Raw genomic sequence first — 16455 nt, forward strand, 5'->3', positions numbered from 1 at the left:
AAACCCGCCTTGCGGCGGGAGTCGTAGCCCATGAAAAAACCCGCCTTGCGGCGGGAGTCGTAGCCCATGAAAAAACCCGCCTTGCGGCGGGTTTTTGGGGGTCTTGCTGTCTTACTTGATCTTCGCTTCTTTGTACGCCACGTGCTTGCGCACGACGGGATCGTATTTCTTGATCTCCATCTTTTCCGGCGTGTTCTTCTTGTTCTTGTCGGTGGTATAGAAGTGGCCGGTGCCGGCCGTGGAGATCAGGCGGATCTTGTCACGCTTGGATGCCATGGTTCAGTCCTCAGATCTTGTCGCCGCGAGCACGAAGCTCGGCGATGACGACCTCGATACCTTTCTTGTCGATGGTACGCAGGGCGTGGTTGGAAAGGCGCAGCTTGATCCAGCGGCTCTCGCTCGGCAGCCAGAAGCGGCGCTCGTGCAGATTGGGCAGCCAGCGGCGGCGGGTCTTGTTATTGGCGTGCGAGACGTTGTTGCCGCTCATCGCACCTTTGCCGGTGACTTGGCATCTACGGGCCATACGTACCTCATCATGTGGTTTTGCCGTCCTTAGCCAGGACGGTATCGGCCCAGCGGCACGAAGACGTGCCACGCGTAGCTGGAAGGCGCCTGCGTCAGCAAAAACTGCGCGGAAATGCCGGAACGCGTGCCGGATTCCCTGGTCTGGACGGGCCAGACGCCGCAAAGCGAGCCGCGCTTTATAGCAGGACAGGCGGTGACGGGCAAGCGGACGGAGCGGCCGCCGGAACCGTTCGGCACGGTCGCGGCGATGACCGGCCAGCGCCGACTTATGGGATACTCCCGCCCCTTTTCTCTCGATCGATACCGGAGACAACCATGTCCGACAACGCCGCCAACGGCCAGGCTGCTGCCCAGGCGCAGCTGTCCGTGCAGAAGATCTACATCAAGGATTCCTCGTTCGAAGCGCCGGCCGCTCCGCACATTTTCCAGGATCAGGGTCAGCCGCAGATTCAGCTGCAGCTGGGCCAGCAGGTCAACGCACTGGCGCAGGACGTGTACGAACTCGTGCTCAGCGTCACCGTCACCTGCAAGCTGGCCGACAAGACCGCTTACCTGTGCGAAGTTCAGCAGGCCGGCATCTTCGGTGTGGCGGGCTTCGACGATGCCAACCGCGACGCGGTGCTCGGCAGCTACTGCCCCAATGTCCTGTTCCCGTATGCCCGCCAGGCCATCTCCGATATGGTCCAGGCCGGCGGCTTCCCGCCGTTCTTCCTGCAGCCGATCAACTTCGACGCGCTCTATGCCGAAGCCATGTCGCGCCGCAACGAAGGCGCCGAAACCCCAGCCCTGAACGCCTGATCGCATGAAAGCGCAAGCCCGGGTTGCCGTCCTGGGTGCCGGCTCCTGGGGCACGGCGCTGGCCAGTCTGCTCGCGCGGCATGGCGTCCACACCACGTTGTGGGGGCGCGATGCCGCGGCGATGCGGGCGATGGCCCAAACCGGGCGCAATGCGCGCTATCTGCCGCAAAGCCCGCTGCCGGAATCCCTGAATTACTGTGCGGATCTGGCTGCCAGCGTCGCGCACGCGGACTGGATCCTGGTCGTAACCCCGAGTCATGCCTTTCGCGAGCTCATCGAGATGCTGGCGAACCTGCCCGCGCACTTTCGCGGCATCGCCTGGGCGACCAAGGGTTTCGAACCGGGTACCGGCCGCTTCCTGCATGAGCTGGTCGAGGAGCTGCTGCCGGGACAGCCCGCCGCCGTCGTGACCGGCCCTTCGTTCGCCCGTGAAGTGGTCGACGGATTGCCCACTGCGGTGACCGTTCACTCGGACGATGCGCAGTTCGCCCAGACCGTCGCCGAACAGCTGCACGGGCCGACCTTCCGCGCCTATACCGGCACCGACATGCTCGGCGCCGAACTCGGTGGCGCGATGAAGAACGTACTGGCCGTGGCTACCGGCGTAGCCGACGGCATGCAGCTGGGTCTCAACGCGCGCGCGGGTCTGATCACCCGTGGCCTCAACGAAATGCTGCGCCTGGGCGTAAGCCTCGGAGCGAGGGCGGAAACCTTGATGGGCCTGGCCGGCCTCGGCGATCTGGTGCTGACCTGCACCGGCGACCTGTCGCGCAATCGTCGCCTTGGCCTGGCACTGGGACGCGGCACGCCGTTGCGTCAGGCCGTGGCCGAGATCGGCCAGGTCGTCGAAAGCGTGCAGACGGTAGACGAAGTCATGCGCCTGGCCGTGCGCCACGGCGTGGAGCTGCCGATCGCGGACTGCGTGCAGCGCGTGTTGCATGAGGAGATAACGCCGACCGAAGGCCTGCGCCTGTTGCTGTCGCGCGAGCAGAAGCCCGAGTATCCGGAGTCGTTTCCGTAGCAGCGAATGGGCGAGAAAAGAGGGAAGACAAGTGAGAAAGCAGCAAGCAACGGCCAAGCCGGCGTCTACTGATTTCCCACTTCTCTTCCCTCTTTCCTGCTCGTAATCAGTTTTTCTTTTTCGCCTTGTCCAGCGCTGCCTGGACGGATCCCGTCGTGATCGGGTGGTAGCCCTGGCGTGCCTTGGCGAATACGCCTTCGGCGAAGGCCAGTCCGTCAGGCGTTGCCATCAGCGCTTCCCAGGTCGGCATGATCAGCTTGCGCCGGCCGATGCCGATGAGGAACTTCTCGATGGACGGTCGCGCCGCCGCGAAGCCGCTGCGTACCGTCAACGGATACCAGCGCTGCGCGATCTCGCCGTTGGCCGTGCCGTTGAAGTGCAGTGCGCCGTCGAGTTCCGTCAGCTGCTTGGCGTCGAGCTTTTCCGGCAGGCCTTCGAGGAAGCGGACCGTTTCCTGCGTACCCCACTTGGCGGCCGCCAGCGCCGCGGCATCGCGCTTGCCGTCCAGCCATTCGGTACGTGCCGCGTCAACCTTGTCGAAGCGCGCGGACTTGGCCGGTTCGGCCGTCTCCGGCAGGCCGGGCTGCTTGAGCCACGCGTCGAGCTCGGCCGGCTTGGTCTTGCCCGGATGCTTGTCGACCAGGTTCTTCTGCAGGTAGGTGATGAAGACGTCGCTGTCGACGCTCTGGAACGCATGCGCATCGAACCAGCCGCGCAGGAAGGCATCGAACGCGGGGCGGCCGTAGCGCTTCTCGAGGAAGGTCAGGAACCAGGCGCCCTTGATGTAGGCGACATCGGTCAGCGCCTCGTCCGGATCGCGGCCGTCCAGCGGCGCGAGCATCAGCAACTGGTCGTTCGGCGCGAGGTCGGCCATTTCCTTCTTGAGACCGAACTGGCTGATGACGTCTTCCATGTCGCCCTGCTCGCAGCCGTAGACGGCTTCGACGATGCGGTTCTCGACATAGCTTGTGAAACCTTCGTTGAGCCAGATGTCCTTCCAGCTCGAATTGGTGACAAGGTTGCCCGACCACGAATGCGCGAGTTCATGCGCGACGAGCGAGGTCAGGCTCTTGTCGCCGACGATCACGGTTGGCGTCGCGAACGTCATGCGCGGATTTTCCATGCCGCCGAACGGGAAGCTCGGTGGCAGCACGAGAATGTCGTAACGCCCCCAGCGGTAGTCGCCATAGAGCTTTTCCGTCGCGACGATCATCTTCTCGGTGTCTTCGAATTCCTTCGCTGCCTTGTCCACCATGCTCGGTTCAGCGTAGACGGCCGTGCGCGGTCCGGTCGTCTTCACCGCGATGTCGCCGACGGCGATTGCCAGCAGGTACGAAGGAATCGGCTTGTCCATTTCAAAATGGAATTCGCCGCTGCCGACCGTCGCATCCGGGTTGTTGTTGGCGCTCATCACGGCGCGCAGCGGCTTGGGCACATGCACGTCGGCCTTGTAGGTGAAGCGCACGGCAGGCGTGTCCTGCAGCGGCACCCACGAGCGCGCGTGGATGGCCTGGGACTGGGAGAACAGGAAAGGATGTTTCTTGCCCGCGGTCTGCGCCTCGCCGAGCCACTGCAGTCCTGACGCGTTCGGGTTGGTGGCGTAGGAGACGCGCACCTTGGGCATCTGCTCGCCGAACTCGATCAGCAGCGGCGTGCCGAGAATCTTGTCCACGGCGCCGAGCGAGAATTTCGCGGGTGATGATTTCCCGGCCGCATCGACCAGTTCCACCGTGGCGATCGACAGGTCGCGCGTATCGAGCTTCAGCTCGCGGGCGCCCTTGTCGCGCCAGTCCAGGCTGAGTTCGACCTTGCCGATGATCTGGCGCGACTGGAACGCCACATGCACGTCCAGCGCAAGGTCAGTGACGCGGACCTTGTCCGTCTCGGCATACGAATTGGGATCGTTCGCGGCCTGGGCCGACATGGCGAACAGGGCAAGGACGGGGAGCACGGAATGGATCGAGGGCATGGCAGGATTCGCGCAGCGTACGAAGGTGCCGAGTATGCCACCGCGCGCCAGCGGCAGCAGTTGCCGCAGCTATCGACTGGAGCGCCGTCCCTCGTATCGCCCTGGCGCCGACACTCAGCGGCGTGAGCGGCGGTTCCGGGTCGCCAGCGGCCGGGTTGCCGTTCAGCGCCGCCGTCAGACCCGGTAGCCGCGGTGAATCGCGACGATGCCGGCGCTGAGATTGCGTACCTCGACCTTGGCGAAGCCGGCCTGCTCCAGCATGCCGCTCAGGGTTTCCTGATCGGGATGCTTACGGATGGACTCGGCCAGATAGCGGTAGCTGTCGGCATCCTGGGCAAACAGCCGGCCCAGGCGCGGCAGTACCTGGAACGAGTGGAATTCGTACAGCGGCTTGAGCCAGTCCTGGCGCACGGCGGAAAATTCGAGGATCAGCGCGCGACCGCCGATCCGCAGCACGCGGTGCATCTCATCGAGCGCACGCTGCTTGTCGGTCACGTTGCGCAGGCCGAACGCGATCGTCACCGCATCGAAGCTCCGGTCCGGGAACGGCAATGCCTCGGCATTCATCTGCGCATAGCGCAGTCCCTGAACCAGGCCGCGGTCGGTGAGGCGGTCGCGGCCCACGCGCAGCATCGCACTGTTGATGTCGCCGAGAACGACCTCGCCGTGTTCGCCGACCAGGGGCAGCAGCAGCGCCGCGATATCGCCGGTGCCGCCGGCCAGATCGAGCACGCGGTCGCCACGACGCAGGCCGCTGATCGCGGCGAAGTGCCGCTTCCAGAGCCGGTGGATGCCGAATGACATGAGGTCATTCATGAGGTCGTAGTTCGCCGCGACGGAGGTGAACACATCGCCGACGAGTTTCTGCTTCTCCGCGACCGGAACGTCGCGGTAGCCGAAATGGGTGGTTGGCTGGTCGCTCATAGGCTGGCGATGCTAGCGCACCCGGCTGCGCCGATCACGGGATTGCGACGGCATGTCGCGGGTGGAGCAAGCCGCACGCCCTGCGCTACGGCGCCAATCATTGCGGCTACTGCACCGGCCGTATCGTGCCGACCAGAGGCTTGCTCAGCGTGGTCCTGTCGCGGGGATTGTCGAGCTGGTCGGACGTCAGCAGCCAGTTCCCGTCGTCGCCACGTCTGAACGTCGTCGTGCGGACCCAGACACCGCGTTTCTGCACGAACTCGAGCTGCGAGGCGCCGGGCGGGTATTCCGCAGTCGCCGGGGGCAGTGGCGGCAGCGGCGCGCCCAGCGCTTCCGGACGTCCATCGCTGGCGTTGCTGATGCCAAAGGCACGTTCTTCCTGTGTGTCGAGGCTGCGCGCGAGAATGGCCTGCGCACCGTCAGGCTGACGAATCTCGATGCGCAGTTCGGTCCTGCCGGGCACCGGGGCAGCGGTTGCGCTGGTCGCGGCGGCAAGACAGACGCTGCCCAACAGTCGAGTCAGGAACCCAGAAACACGCATCGACACCCCCCGCTGCGGCCATGTCGCCTATTTGGCCGGTAATTGCGGCGCAGGGGAAGGGATGAGCCGACCCGGCTTTTGCCGGAATCGGCATTTCGACGATCCGGCCGTTCGCCGTGTCTCAGCGCGCCAGTCCGGCCTGTTCCAGCGCCGCGAGGTATGCAGCCCAGTTCGTTTCCTGGTTGCGGCCCAAGTCGTGCAGCACGGTCCAGGAAAAGATGCCGGTCTGATGGCCGTCGTCGAAACGCAGCAGCACGGCGTAATGGCCGACGGGGTCTATCGCGTCGATGTTGACATGGCGCTTGCCGGCCACGAGCACGCGCTGTCCCGGACCGTGCCCCTGCACTTCCGCGCTGGGCGAGTGGGTGCGCAGGTATTCGCAGGGCAGCTTGAACGTCTCGCCCGACTCGAAGCTCACTTCGAGCAGGTGCGAGGCGCGGTGCAGGGTGATGCCGGTAGGGCGCAACGCGCCGGCCACGATGCGGCGGGCCTAACGCGGGTCGGTACTGTGCAGGCGCGGCTCCTGCGGTACCGGGCCGCCGGGTTCTCCGGCGACACGGAACAGGGTCTGCATGTACGACGTGCCGAAGCCGATGGAGCCGATGTCGTCGTACTCGTAGTCGCCGGCATCCGGATACCAGCGCGCGTTCGGGTCGATCTCGCGCAAGGTCAGCACTTCGGGACCGGCGTTCTCGAGTTTTCCGATGTAGCTGGCTTCGCCGGTTTCCTCATCGAGCATGTTCACCGAGATTACCGGTGCCAGCGCCGCCGCGGCACGCGCCACGTTGGCCCAGTTGTCGAGCGGGAAACCGGGCGGTGCCTTGAGGGTTTCCTCGTTCAGTGCCAGCGCCTTCTCGACAAATTCGCGCGAGGGATCTTCTTCGGCGTGGCTCACATCGCCCAGGGAGAGGGCAAGAAAACCATCAAAACGCATGGAGTCGGAAATTTCGGCAATCAACACGAAATCGCCGGAAACATCGACGATCATGCCGTGAACCCAGCCCGGATCGATGCCTTCGCGCTTGATCCGGACGGGAATCTGCTGCTCCTGCGCCTCGCGCAGATAGGCGCGCGGACCGCGTGCCTTGAATTTCACGATATTGGTCATGGGCGGGATTGTAGCCGAGCCGGTGCGGAGCCGGGTTCACGACGCGTTATCTGGGGGGTGCCGCCTGCGTATCCAAAGCGCCGCAAAGCACGGCCGGACCCGATCCGGCGATCGGGTCCGGCGCACCTCTCTCCTCCCCAGGAGATCTGCTTGATGTCGCGCTGCCTGGAGACCCAGGTCAACGCGCGGCTTGGTCCGCCGGCGCTCAGGCCGCGTGGCGGTTGCCGTGGAACTGTTCTTCCTCGGTCGAGCCTTTCAGTGCGGTGGTCGAGGACTGGCCGTTCTGGATGGCCTGCGTGACCGCGTCGAAGTAGCCGGTGCCGACTTCGCGCTGGTGTTTGACCGCGGTGAAGCCGCGGTCGGCCGCGGCGAATTCCGCTTCCTGCAGTTCCACGAAGGCGCTCATCTGGTTGCGCGCATAGCCGTGGGCGAGGTTGAACATCGAGTAGTTCAGCGAGTGGAAGCCGGCCAGCGTGATGAACTGGAACTTGTAGCCGTAGCTGGCGATTTCCTTCTGGAACTTCGCGATGGTCGCGTCGTCGAGGTTCTTCTTCCAGTTGAAGCTCGGGCTGCAGTTGTAGGCCAGCATCTTGCCCGGGTACCTGGCGTGGATGGCTTCGGCGAACTGCTTGGCGAAGGCGAGGTCCGGCTTGCCGGTTTCGCACCAGACCAGATCGGCGTAGGGCGCGTAGGCGAGGCCGCGGCTGATCGCCTGGTCGATCCCGGGCCGGGTCTTGTAGAAGCCTTCGACGGTGCGTTCGCCCGTGCAGAATGCCTTGTCGTTGGAGTCGATGTCCGAGGTCAGCAGGTCGGCGGCTTCGGCGTCGGTGCGTGCGATCAGGAGCGTCGGCACGCCCATGACGTCAGCGGCGAGGCGCGCCGCGTTGAGCTTCTCGATCGCTTCGCGCGTCGGCACGAGTACCTTGCCGCCCATGTGGCCGCACTTCTTGACGCTGGCGAGCTGGTCCTCGAAATGCACGCCCGCGGCGCCGGCCTCGATCATGGCCTTCATGAGTTCGAACGCGTTGAGCACGCCGCCGAAGCCCGCTTCCGCGTCGGCCACGATGGGCTGAAGCCAGTCGATGTCGTCCTTGCCTTCGGCGTGGTGGAGCTGGTCGGCGCGCAGGAGCGTGTTGTTGATGCGCTTGACCACCAGTGGGACCGAGTTGGCCGGGTACAGCGACTGGTCGGGATACATTTCGCCGGCGATGTTCGCGTCCGCGGCAACCTGCCAGCCCGACAGGTAGATCGCCTTGAGGCCGGCCTTGACCTGCTGCATGGCCTGATTGCCGGTCAGCGCACCGAGCGCATTGACGAACGGCTCCTTGTGCAGATGGCTCCAGAGCTTTTCCGCGCCGAGGCGAGCGATCGAATGCTCGATCGGCACGGTGCCGCGCAGGCGCACCACGTCGGCGGCGGAATAGTTGCGCGTTACGCCGGCCCAGCGTGGATTGTTCTGCCAGTCCTGGGACAACTGTTCGGCGGTCGCGAAAGCACTCGTCATGATCATCAGCCTTGTGGTCGTGTGGTGCGAATGTGGTGGACGTGAGGCGGTTTTGAGGATGTCTTTGACACGCCGCAACACGCATCTGTTTCTGGAGCCCCTTGAGTCAAGGGGGTGAAGGGTGATCGCTGAGAACCGCAGGTTCTGATCACTCTGAACGCCCAACGGGCCGGACCGGCCAATGCCTGCAAAGCAGGCATTCGGCGGGGTTGTGGAGAGTGCAGGGACTTGTCGGGAACTCCCTCACGGCAGCAGCGCGTAGGCCGGTAGCGTCAGGAAATCGGCGAGTTGGCGCGCGTGGGTGAGCTCGGCCAGCATCCAGGCGGCCTGCGGCACGCGCTCCTGTCCGGGCAGGCCAGACTTGGGCAGGCGTTCGGCGATGGTCTGGATGGCTTCGTCGAACAGCGCGAAATCCAGCGGGGTGCCGTCGTCGAGCGTCAGTCCGTCGTGATGCAGCCAGTGCCACAGCTGGGCGCGCGAAATCTCCGCCGTGGCCGCGTCTTCCATCAGGTGATGGATGGGCACGCAGCCCAGGCCATCGAGCCAGGCGGCGAGGTAGCGCACACAGACGTCGATATTGTTGAGGAAACCCGTCCGCGTGATCGTGCCGGGTGGCGCGATGATCAGGTCGTCGCGCGTGACGCGCACGTCGTCGCGATGCCTGTCGAGCTGGTTGGCGCCCGGCATGGCCGCGTCGAACTCGGCCAGCGCCACCGCGATCAGGCCCGGATGGGCGACCCAGGTGCCGTCGTGGCCGGCCTTGGCCTCGCGCTGCTTGTCGGTCCGCACGCGCGCCAGCGCCTGTTCGTTCGCGTCCGCGTCGCCGGAAATTGGGATCTGCGCCGCCATGCCGCCCATGGCGAACGCGCCGCGGCGATGGCAGGTCTGGATCAGCAATTCCGAATACGCCTTGAGGAAGGGCACGGTCATGCCGACCTGGCTGCGCTCCGGCAGGATGTGGCTGCGATGGGCGCGGAACGTCTTGATATAGGAAAAAATGTAATCCCAGCGGCCGCAGTTCAGGCCAACGATGCGCGTCTTCAGCGCGTGCAGGATCTCGTGCATCTCGAACACGGCCGGCAGAGTCTCGATCAGTACGGTCGCCTTCATGCTGCCGGCGGGCAGATGCAGCTCCGTTTCGGCGAACGCCATCACCGCGTCCCACAGCGCCGCTTCGCGATGGCTTTCGAGCTTCGGCAGGTAGAAATACGGGCCGCGGTCGCGGCCTTGCAGGATCTGCGCGTTGTGGAAGGCATAAAGACCGAAGTCGAACAGCGCGCCGGCCATCTCCTCGCCGTCGACGCGGGCATGCTTTTCGGGCAGGTGCCAGCCGCGCGGACGCACGATGAGTACGGCGGTATCGGGCTTGAGGTGGTATTCGCGGCCGTCGGCTGCGCGGTAGTCGATCGTGCCGGCGACCGCGTCGCGCAGGTTGATCTGGCCGTCGAGCATGGATTCCCAGGTTGGTGCCGACGAATCCTCGAAGTCGGCCATGAACACCTTTGCGCCCGAGTTCAGCGCGTTGATGATCATCTTGCGTTCGACCGGGCCGGTGATTTCGACGCGGCGGTCGATCAGGGCGACCGGGATCGGTGCGACGGTCCAGTCGGATTCGCGGATCGCGCGCGTGTCGGGAAGAAAATCCGGTAGCTCGCCGGCATCGAAGCGACTCTGGCGGACGAGGCGGGCGTCGAGCAGCTCGCGCCGCTGCGCGTCGAAGCGCCGGTGCAGCGCAGCAAGAAAGGCCAGCGCCGGCGTGCTCAGGATCTGCTCGTAGCCGGGCTTGAGCACGGCGCGGATGTCGACCGCTGCCGCGCTGAACTGATCCACAGGAACTGCCATCGCCATCTCCGTCCACCGCCTTCGAGGGGATCGAGACTATGCGTGCAGTGCACCATTTGACAAACCAAACATTTCAATGCACTTCTTTAACAACGTTAAAGAAATTCCAAGTGATTGAAATCATGGCCACATCAAACGATCGTTTGAAGCCGGGGCGTGGCGAGACGGCGCAACGAAGCGGCACGCCGTCCCCGCGCGCCAAGCGCAAGACCAAGCCAGGCGGAGATACGGAGAAAACTCCGCGCTTCTACTACAAAGGCAATCGAATCAAGCAGCTGCGTGCGTTCTGCCACATCGTGAAGTTCGGCACGCTGGCGCGCGCAGGCGAGGCGCTGTTCCTCTCACAGGCCGCGATCAGCCTGCAGCTCTCTGCCTTGGAAACCGAGCTGGACGTGCGCCTGCTGGAACGCGCGCGGCCGCGTTTCGTGCTGACGCGCGAGGGTCAGATGCTGTACGAACTGGCGCGGCCGCTGGTGGAAGGGCTCGAAGGGCTGGACCAGCAGTTCCGCAGCCAGCTGCAGGGACTGGACGCCGGCGAGGTCAGCATCGCGGCCGGCTCGTCGACGATCCAGTACCTGCTGCCGCCGCTGGTGCGCGCGTTCCGCGACGAGCATCCCGGGGTGCGCCTCCAGCTCAACAATGTGACCGGCAAGGACGGCCTCGCCCTGCTGCGCCAGGACCAGGTCGATTTCGCGTTCGGCTCCATGCTCGATGTGCCGCATGACCTGTCCTACGAACCCGTGCAGTGGTTCGATCCGATGCTGATCCTGCCGCGCGACCATGCGCTGGCCGGCAAGCCGGACATCAAGCTCGAGGACCTGTCGCCCTACGGCCTGATCCTGCCGCCGCAGCGCCTGACCACGTATCGCCTTGTCGACCTGGTGTTCCAGCAGCGCCGCGTGCCGTACCGCGTCGCGATCGAGGTCGGCGGCTGGGAAGTGATCAAGGAGTACGTCGCCATGGGGCTGGGCATCTCCATCGTCACCGGCATCTGCCTCACCGAGTTCGACAAGACGCGCCTGGAAGTGCGCAACCTGCGGCAGTATTTTCCACAACGCAGCTATGGCGTGGTCATGCGCAAAGGCAAATACCTGTCGACGCAGGCGCGAGCGTTCGTCGACCTGATCCGTCCGGGTCTGTTCGGTCGCGGTGGTTATGACGAGGCGGGGCATTCGGAGCGCTGATGACTCGCGCCACCGGCCGTCGAAGCGAAGAACTGCGCCCGCGCCGGTGAGAGCAACGTGCTACGGCTCGTGCGGCTCGACGCGGAAACCCACGCCGTAGACCGATTCGATCGGATCGTGTCCCGCTTCGCCGAACCTGCGCCGCAGGTTGCGGAGATTTCGTGCAGACGCGCGCCCAGCTTCCGGCACTCGTCGTGGTCGTCCCGGGCGCCTAGGCTGCGGCGATCTACCGGGAGAATCACGATGAAGCTCAGACTGTGCGCAGGCGCGCTGCTGCTGTGCGCGAGTGGACTTGCCGCGGCGGCCGAACAGGTCGAGCGCAGCGAGGTGCTGACGATGGGTACCAAGGCGGGCTTCCAGGAGGCGCGCTACGCCGAGGATGGCAGCGTGCGCGTGCACTACGAGTTCAACGATCGCGGTCGTGGTCCCAAGCTCGATTCCGAGTACACGGTCGGCAGCGACGGCGGCGTCACCGCCATCGCGAACAAAGGCCTGACCTACTTCAAGGCGCCGGTCGACGAGACCTTCCGTCGCGACGGCAACCAGTACACCTGGAAGAATGCGTCCGAGGACGCCAGCCAGGCGTCGGCGAAGCCCGCGTTCTACCTGAGCCTCAACGGCACGCCGGAAGAATACGTGCTGCTGACGCGCGCGCTGCTCAAGGCGCCGGAGCAGCGCCTGGCCATACTGCCGGCCGGCGAAGCACGCATCGAGAAGCTGACCGAGTTGCGCGTCAAGGGCAAGCCCGGCGCGAAGAAGGTCACGCTGTACGCCATGCATGGCCTCGATCTGACCCCGAGCTTCGTCTGGCTCGACGAGCAGCAGCGCTTCTTCGCGAGCTATTCGAGCTGGTCCTCGCTGGTGCGGGAGGGTTATGGCGACGTGCTGCCGACGCTGGCCAAGACCCAGGACGCGCAGGAAAGCCGTCAGGCCCGGCAGCGCGCGCAGCAGCAGACCGAGGTGCTAAAGCGGCCGCTGCTGATCCGCAACGTGCGCGCGTTCGATCCGGCCACGGGTGTGACCGTCGACGATGCCGCCGTGCTGATCGACAAGGGCCGCATCGTCGCGAGCGGGAAGTCCGCCGACGTCACCGCACCGGCCGACGCGGAGACGCTCGACGGCGGCGGCCGCTTCCTGATGCCCGGCCTGTGGGACATGCACGCGCATTTCTTCGGCCAGGCCGACGGCGTGCTCGACATCGCCGGGGGCGTGACCACGATCCGCGATCTCGCCAACAATCCGCCGGTGCTGGCCGCGCGCATCGAGGCGATCGAGGCGAACGAGGACATCGGCCCGCGCATCATCAAGGCCGGCATCATCGATGGTCCTGGTCCGTTCGCCGGCCCGACCAAGGCGCTCGCGGACAACGAGGCCGACGCGCAGCGCATCGTCGACGAATATGCCGCGAGCGGGCATGAGCAGATCAAGATCTACAGCTCGATCAAGACCGAGCTGATGCCGGCGATCGCGCGCATGGCGCATGCCAAGGGACTGCGCGTCAGTGGCCATGTGCCGGCCTTCATGACGGCGCGCCAGTTCGTCGAGAACGGCGCCGACGAGATCCAGCACATCAACATGCTGATGCTGAATTTCCTGTTCGACAAGGTGCAGGACACGCGCACGCCGGCGCGCTTCACCGCGGTTGGCGAATACGGTTCGACCATCGACCTCGGTTCGCCGGCCGTGCACGACTTCGTCAAGTTGCTCAAGGACCGCAACATCGTCGTCGACCCGACGCTGACCGTGTTCGAGGACGATTTCCTGAGCCGTCCGGGCCTGCCCGGCCCGGGCTTCGCCGCGATCATGGACCGTCTGCCGCTGACCTGGCAGCGCGGCATCCGTTCGGGTTCCGGCGGCCTGCCGATCAAGCCCGGCCAGGAGTCGGCCTACCGCGACGGCTACCGGCGCATGATCGACTTCGTCGGCCTGCTGCATCGCAGCGGCGTGCGCATCGTCGCCGGCACCGACGGCTCGGGTGGCCTGCAGATTCCGCGCGAGCTCGAGCTGTATGTTTCCGCCGGCATTGCACCGAAGGACGCGCTGCGCACGGCGACCTACGACGCCGCTGCGGTCATGAAGCGCGACAAGGAATACGGCCGCATCGCTCCGGGCTATGTCGCTGACCTGATTCTCATCGACGGTGATCCGACCTTGAACATGGCCGATATCCGCAAGGTGCGCACCGTGATTCGTGGCGATCGCCGTTACGACAGCGCGAAGCTGTTCACCTCGATCGGCATCGCACCAGCACCGTGACCGGCAAGCCTGCCGCGCATCGCGCGCGGCAGGCGCTCATACCTCCTCACGCTAGGCGGCACCGCTGAAGGTGCCGCGTAGCCGTTCTCAGAACCTCAGCGTGACCGTTGCTGCATTGTTGCTTTCGTCCGGATCCGGTGCGCTGGCGGTCACATCGGCACTGACCACGACGCTCGACAGGCCGCCGAGCACGAAACGCAGCGTCTCCGTCGTGCCGGCCTGCAGCGGGCCGGTAGTGCAGCGATACGCAAGCACCCGAGTCAGGCTCGGCTGGGCAACGCAGTTTGACGGAGCATTGATGCGGCCGAAGCTGCGCGCGCGCAACTCCACCAGCACATCGCCGGTCACCGACGCGCTGCCACCCTGGTGAAGGATGTCGATCGCGGCGACCCTGCGCTCCTCGGCGCGGATGGCGACGGCGAGATCCGCCGTCGCAGCGCAGTCATGCCCACGCAGCGTCGCCACGCCCGTGCTGTTCAGCGCAATCGCCGCATCCGTGCAGCCGTCGCCATTGAGATCGCCGAACGCGAGGCCTTGCTGGTTGTAGTGCGACTGGTACGGAATCGTGACCAGCTGCTCCGCGCCAAGACCCGCTTCGCCTTGCAGGTAGAAGCCGAAGCGCGACCAGCCGCTGTGCAGCACACCCAGATCGCTGCGCCCGTCGCGGTCCAGATCGGCGGCCTCCAGCGTGTCCGGGATCTGGTAGCTCGGCAGACTGGCCACTGGCTGCAATTGCCCGTTGGCGTCCTGGCGGTATTGCCACAGCCAGGTCGGTGAGTTTCGCGCGCGCGACAGCACGGCGTCGTCGCGGCCGTCGCCGTCGAAATCCCCGACCGCCAGGCCGCCGGTGATCTCGCTGGCGCCGACTGTGTAGCTCTGCGCGGCGAGCCAGCCGGCCACACCGTCATGCCGGTGCACGGTCAGGTTCGGAATCGCATACGCCTGGCCCGACATCACGGCGAGGTCCGTGACGCCGTCGTCGTTGAGATCGCCGGTTTCCAGGTCGTTGAAACCGCCCACCGGCGTCGTCAGCGTCTGCTGGCTTGCGATGCCGCCGAAGCCATCGCTGTAGTAGATCGTCGCGGGTCCACTATGGCTCAGGCCGATCAGGTCGCTGACGCCGTTGCGATCGACGTCCAGGCTCGTGAGCACGTCGCCGCCGCGATTCGTGACGACGTTGCGCAGACTGAAGCCGCCGGTGCCATCGCGGCGAAGCAGCGCAAGGCCGCCGCCGTAGCCGACGGCGATGTCGAGTACGCCGTCGGCATCGATGTCTGCCAGCACCAGGCCGCGCGCGGTGCCGTAACTGGTGGTGTAGGCGACCGCGACCGGCTGCGCCAGCGTTCCGTCGGCTTGCTGCGGATACACGAGCACATGGTTTGACCAGGTGTTCGCAAAGTAGGCATTGTTCACCACGACGAGATCGTCGCGGCCATCTCCGTCGACGTCGCCAATTGCGACGGCTTCGGCCTCACCGTTCGTGGGAATCTGGATGTACGGATCGAAGCCGAACGTACCGGCGTGGGCAACGGCGGAAAACGACAGGGCGAGCGCGAGCGCTGCGCCAAGGCGGTGCTTGGGCATGAGTGATCTCCGGCGATTTGAGGGGAACGCCGGCATTGCGCCGGCGCCGCACGCGCACGCCGTGTTCAGCGGTCCGGCCGGACCGTCGTGGCAGTGCATCGTGCAGGCGAAAACGATCGCACTGGCTTGCCGCACGGCCTGAGACGGCGATTACCGGTCATCGGCGACCGGCGGCAGGGCTCTTCGGCCGTGCGGAAAATGCGGCCTGAAGCCGGCGCGAGGCGAGGGATGCTGCCGTCGCCGTGTCGGTACAGACGGCGGACAGGTCAGGTCCGTCGGTGCACGCCGGTCGGGTTACTCCCGTTCCTTGCGCCGCTTGGCCCGCGGATGCGCCGCGTCGTAGACGCGCGCCAGGTGCTGGAAATCCAGATGTGTATAGATTTGCGTCGTGGAAATATCTGCATGGCCGAGCAGTTCCTGCACCGCGCGCAGGTCGCCGGAGGACTCCAGCAGGTGGCTCGCAAAGGAGTGGCGCAGCAGATGTGGGTAGACGCGCTTCCACACCCCCTGGGACTGAGCCCAGCCCTTGAGGCGGAGGCGCACGCTGGCCGGCGAGATCGGCTTGCCGCCACGACCCAGGAACACGGGTGCGCTTCCCAGCGGCTGCGCCTGGGCCAGCAGCGCGTGCAGTGCCTGCAGCGCCTTGCTGCCGACCGGCACGACGCGCGTCTTGGAACCCTTGCCGAGCACGCGTACCAGTCCCTCGGCGAGATCGATGTCGTTCCAGACCAGACCGGTGAGCTCGGCCAGGCGCAGGCCGCTGGAATAGAACAGCTCGAGCATGGCGCGGTCCTGCACCGCGTTCGGGGTGTCGGCGGGGATCTCGACCAGCGCGGCCGCCTCGTCCACGTCCAGCACTTGCGGCAGCTTGCGCCGGAGCTTGGGCGCGCGCACGTCGAGAGCGGGATCCTGCGTGATCACGCCCTCGCGCAGCAGCCAGCGGAAAAAGCTGCGGCACGCGGACAGCAGATGATGCAGGCTGCCCGCCTCGCGGCCGCGGCGGTGTTCGCGCGCGACCAGGCTGCGCAGCGGTTCGGCGCGCAGTTCGCGCCAGTGGGTCAGGCCCAGCGATTGCGCATGCGCCTGCAGCGAGGCCAGCTCGCGCGCATAGTTGACGATGGTGCCGGCCGCGTAGCGCTTCTCGACGCGCAGGTAGTCGAGGAAACGCGCGATGTCGGCGGCAAGGGCGCTCACGAGGG

The 16455-nt window shown here is 65.8% G+C and carries 15 protein-coding genes; 4 read left to right on the plus strand and 11 right to left on the minus strand.

Features of this window, described 5'->3' with window-relative positions; genetic code table 11:
* Positions 1–111: 111 nt before the first annotated feature.
* Together rpmG and rpmB are read right to left on the minus strand one after the other, a co-directional pair.
* A complete protein-coding gene (gene rpmG / locus RUU78_RS06025) occupies positions 112–276 on the minus strand; it encodes a 50S ribosomal protein L33 (RefSeq protein ID WP_133821923.1) in 165 nt (54 codons plus the stop codon).
* Positions 277–286: 10 nt separating this feature from the next.
* Positions 287–523: a 50S ribosomal protein L28 gene (gene rpmB / locus RUU78_RS06030; RefSeq protein WP_313914690.1), complete on the minus strand. Its 237-nt coding sequence runs from the start codon at positions 521–523 to the stop codon at positions 287–289.
* A gap of 317 nt (positions 524–840) precedes the next feature.
* Between rpmB and secB the strand changes: the two genes are divergently transcribed.
* Both secB and RUU78_RS06040 read left to right on the plus strand, forming a co-directional pair.
* Positions 841–1323, plus strand: a complete 483-nt coding sequence (gene secB / locus RUU78_RS06035) for a protein-export chaperone SecB (RefSeq protein WP_313914692.1) — start codon at positions 841–843, stop codon at positions 1321–1323.
* Positions 1324–1327: 4 nt separating this feature from the next.
* Entirely contained in the window at positions 1328–2344 is a 1017-nt protein-coding gene (locus RUU78_RS06040; protein ID WP_313914694.1) for an NAD(P)H-dependent glycerol-3-phosphate dehydrogenase, read from the plus strand.
* Positions 2345–2450: 106 nt separating this feature from the next.
* On the opposite strand, the gene RUU78_RS06045 is transcribed toward RUU78_RS06040, so the two are convergent.
* The 7 genes from RUU78_RS06045 to aceB all read right to left on the minus strand — a co-directional run bounded on the left by RUU78_RS06045 (position 2451) and on the right by aceB (position 10232).
* Positions 2451–4313: a M1 family metallopeptidase gene (locus tag RUU78_RS06045; protein ID WP_313914696.1), complete on the minus strand. Its 1863-nt coding sequence runs from the start codon at positions 4311–4313 to the stop codon at positions 2451–2453.
* A 174-nt stretch (positions 4314–4487) separates the two neighbouring features.
* Complete coding sequence (ubiE, locus tag RUU78_RS06050; protein WP_313914698.1) at positions 4488–5237, minus strand: bifunctional demethylmenaquinone methyltransferase/2-methoxy-6-polyprenyl-1,4-benzoquinol methylase UbiE; 750 nt, start codon at positions 5235–5237, stop codon at positions 4488–4490.
* Between the two features lie 106 nt (positions 5238–5343).
* Positions 5344–5778, minus strand: a complete 435-nt coding sequence (locus RUU78_RS06055) for a hypothetical protein (RefSeq protein ID WP_313914699.1) — start codon at positions 5776–5778, stop codon at positions 5344–5346.
* A 121-nt stretch (positions 5779–5899) separates the two neighbouring features.
* A complete protein-coding gene (locus RUU78_RS06060; protein ID WP_313914702.1) occupies positions 5900–6256 on the minus strand; it encodes a DUF971 domain-containing protein in 357 nt (118 codons plus the stop codon).
* Positions 6257–6268: 12 nt separating this feature from the next.
* On the minus strand, positions 6269–6886 hold the full coding sequence (locus RUU78_RS06065; RefSeq protein WP_313914704.1) for a hypothetical protein: 618 nt from the start codon (positions 6884–6886) through the stop codon (positions 6269–6271).
* A gap of 205 nt (positions 6887–7091) precedes the next feature.
* Positions 7092–8390, minus strand: coding sequence for an isocitrate lyase (gene aceA, locus RUU78_RS06070; protein ID WP_313914706.1), 1299 nt, complete (start codon positions 8388–8390; stop codon positions 7092–7094).
* A 243-nt stretch (positions 8391–8633) separates the two neighbouring features.
* Positions 8634–10232: a malate synthase A gene (gene aceB / locus RUU78_RS06075; protein ID WP_313914708.1), complete on the minus strand. Its 1599-nt coding sequence runs from the start codon at positions 10230–10232 to the stop codon at positions 8634–8636.
* A gap of 122 nt (positions 10233–10354) precedes the next feature.
* Between aceB and RUU78_RS06080 the strand changes: the two genes are divergently transcribed.
* Both RUU78_RS06080 and RUU78_RS06085 read left to right on the plus strand, forming a co-directional pair.
* The gene (locus RUU78_RS06080) at positions 10355–11416 is read left to right on the plus strand and encodes a LysR family transcriptional regulator (RefSeq protein WP_313914710.1); all 1062 of its coding nucleotides are present in this window, start codon (positions 10355–10357) and stop codon (positions 11414–11416) included.
* 243 nt (positions 11417–11659) lie between these two features.
* The gene (locus tag RUU78_RS06085; protein WP_313914712.1) at positions 11660–13672 is read left to right on the plus strand and encodes an amidohydrolase family protein; all 2013 of its coding nucleotides are present in this window, start codon (positions 11660–11662) and stop codon (positions 13670–13672) included.
* 87 nt (positions 13673–13759) lie between these two features.
* On the opposite strand, the gene RUU78_RS06090 is transcribed toward RUU78_RS06085, so the two are convergent.
* Positions 13760–15256, minus strand: coding sequence for an FG-GAP-like repeat-containing protein (locus tag RUU78_RS06090; protein ID WP_313914714.1), 1497 nt, complete (start codon positions 15254–15256; stop codon positions 13760–13762).
* Positions 15257–15550: 294 nt separating this feature from the next.
* Entirely contained in the window at positions 15551–16450 is a 900-nt protein-coding gene (gene xerC, locus RUU78_RS06095) for a tyrosine recombinase XerC (RefSeq protein ID WP_313914717.1), read from the minus strand.
* Positions 16451–16455 lie beyond the last annotated feature (5 nt).

Source organism: Tahibacter sp. (genome assembly GCF_032229445.1).
Lineage (GTDB): Bacteria > Pseudomonadota > Gammaproteobacteria > Xanthomonadales > Rhodanobacteraceae > Tahibacter.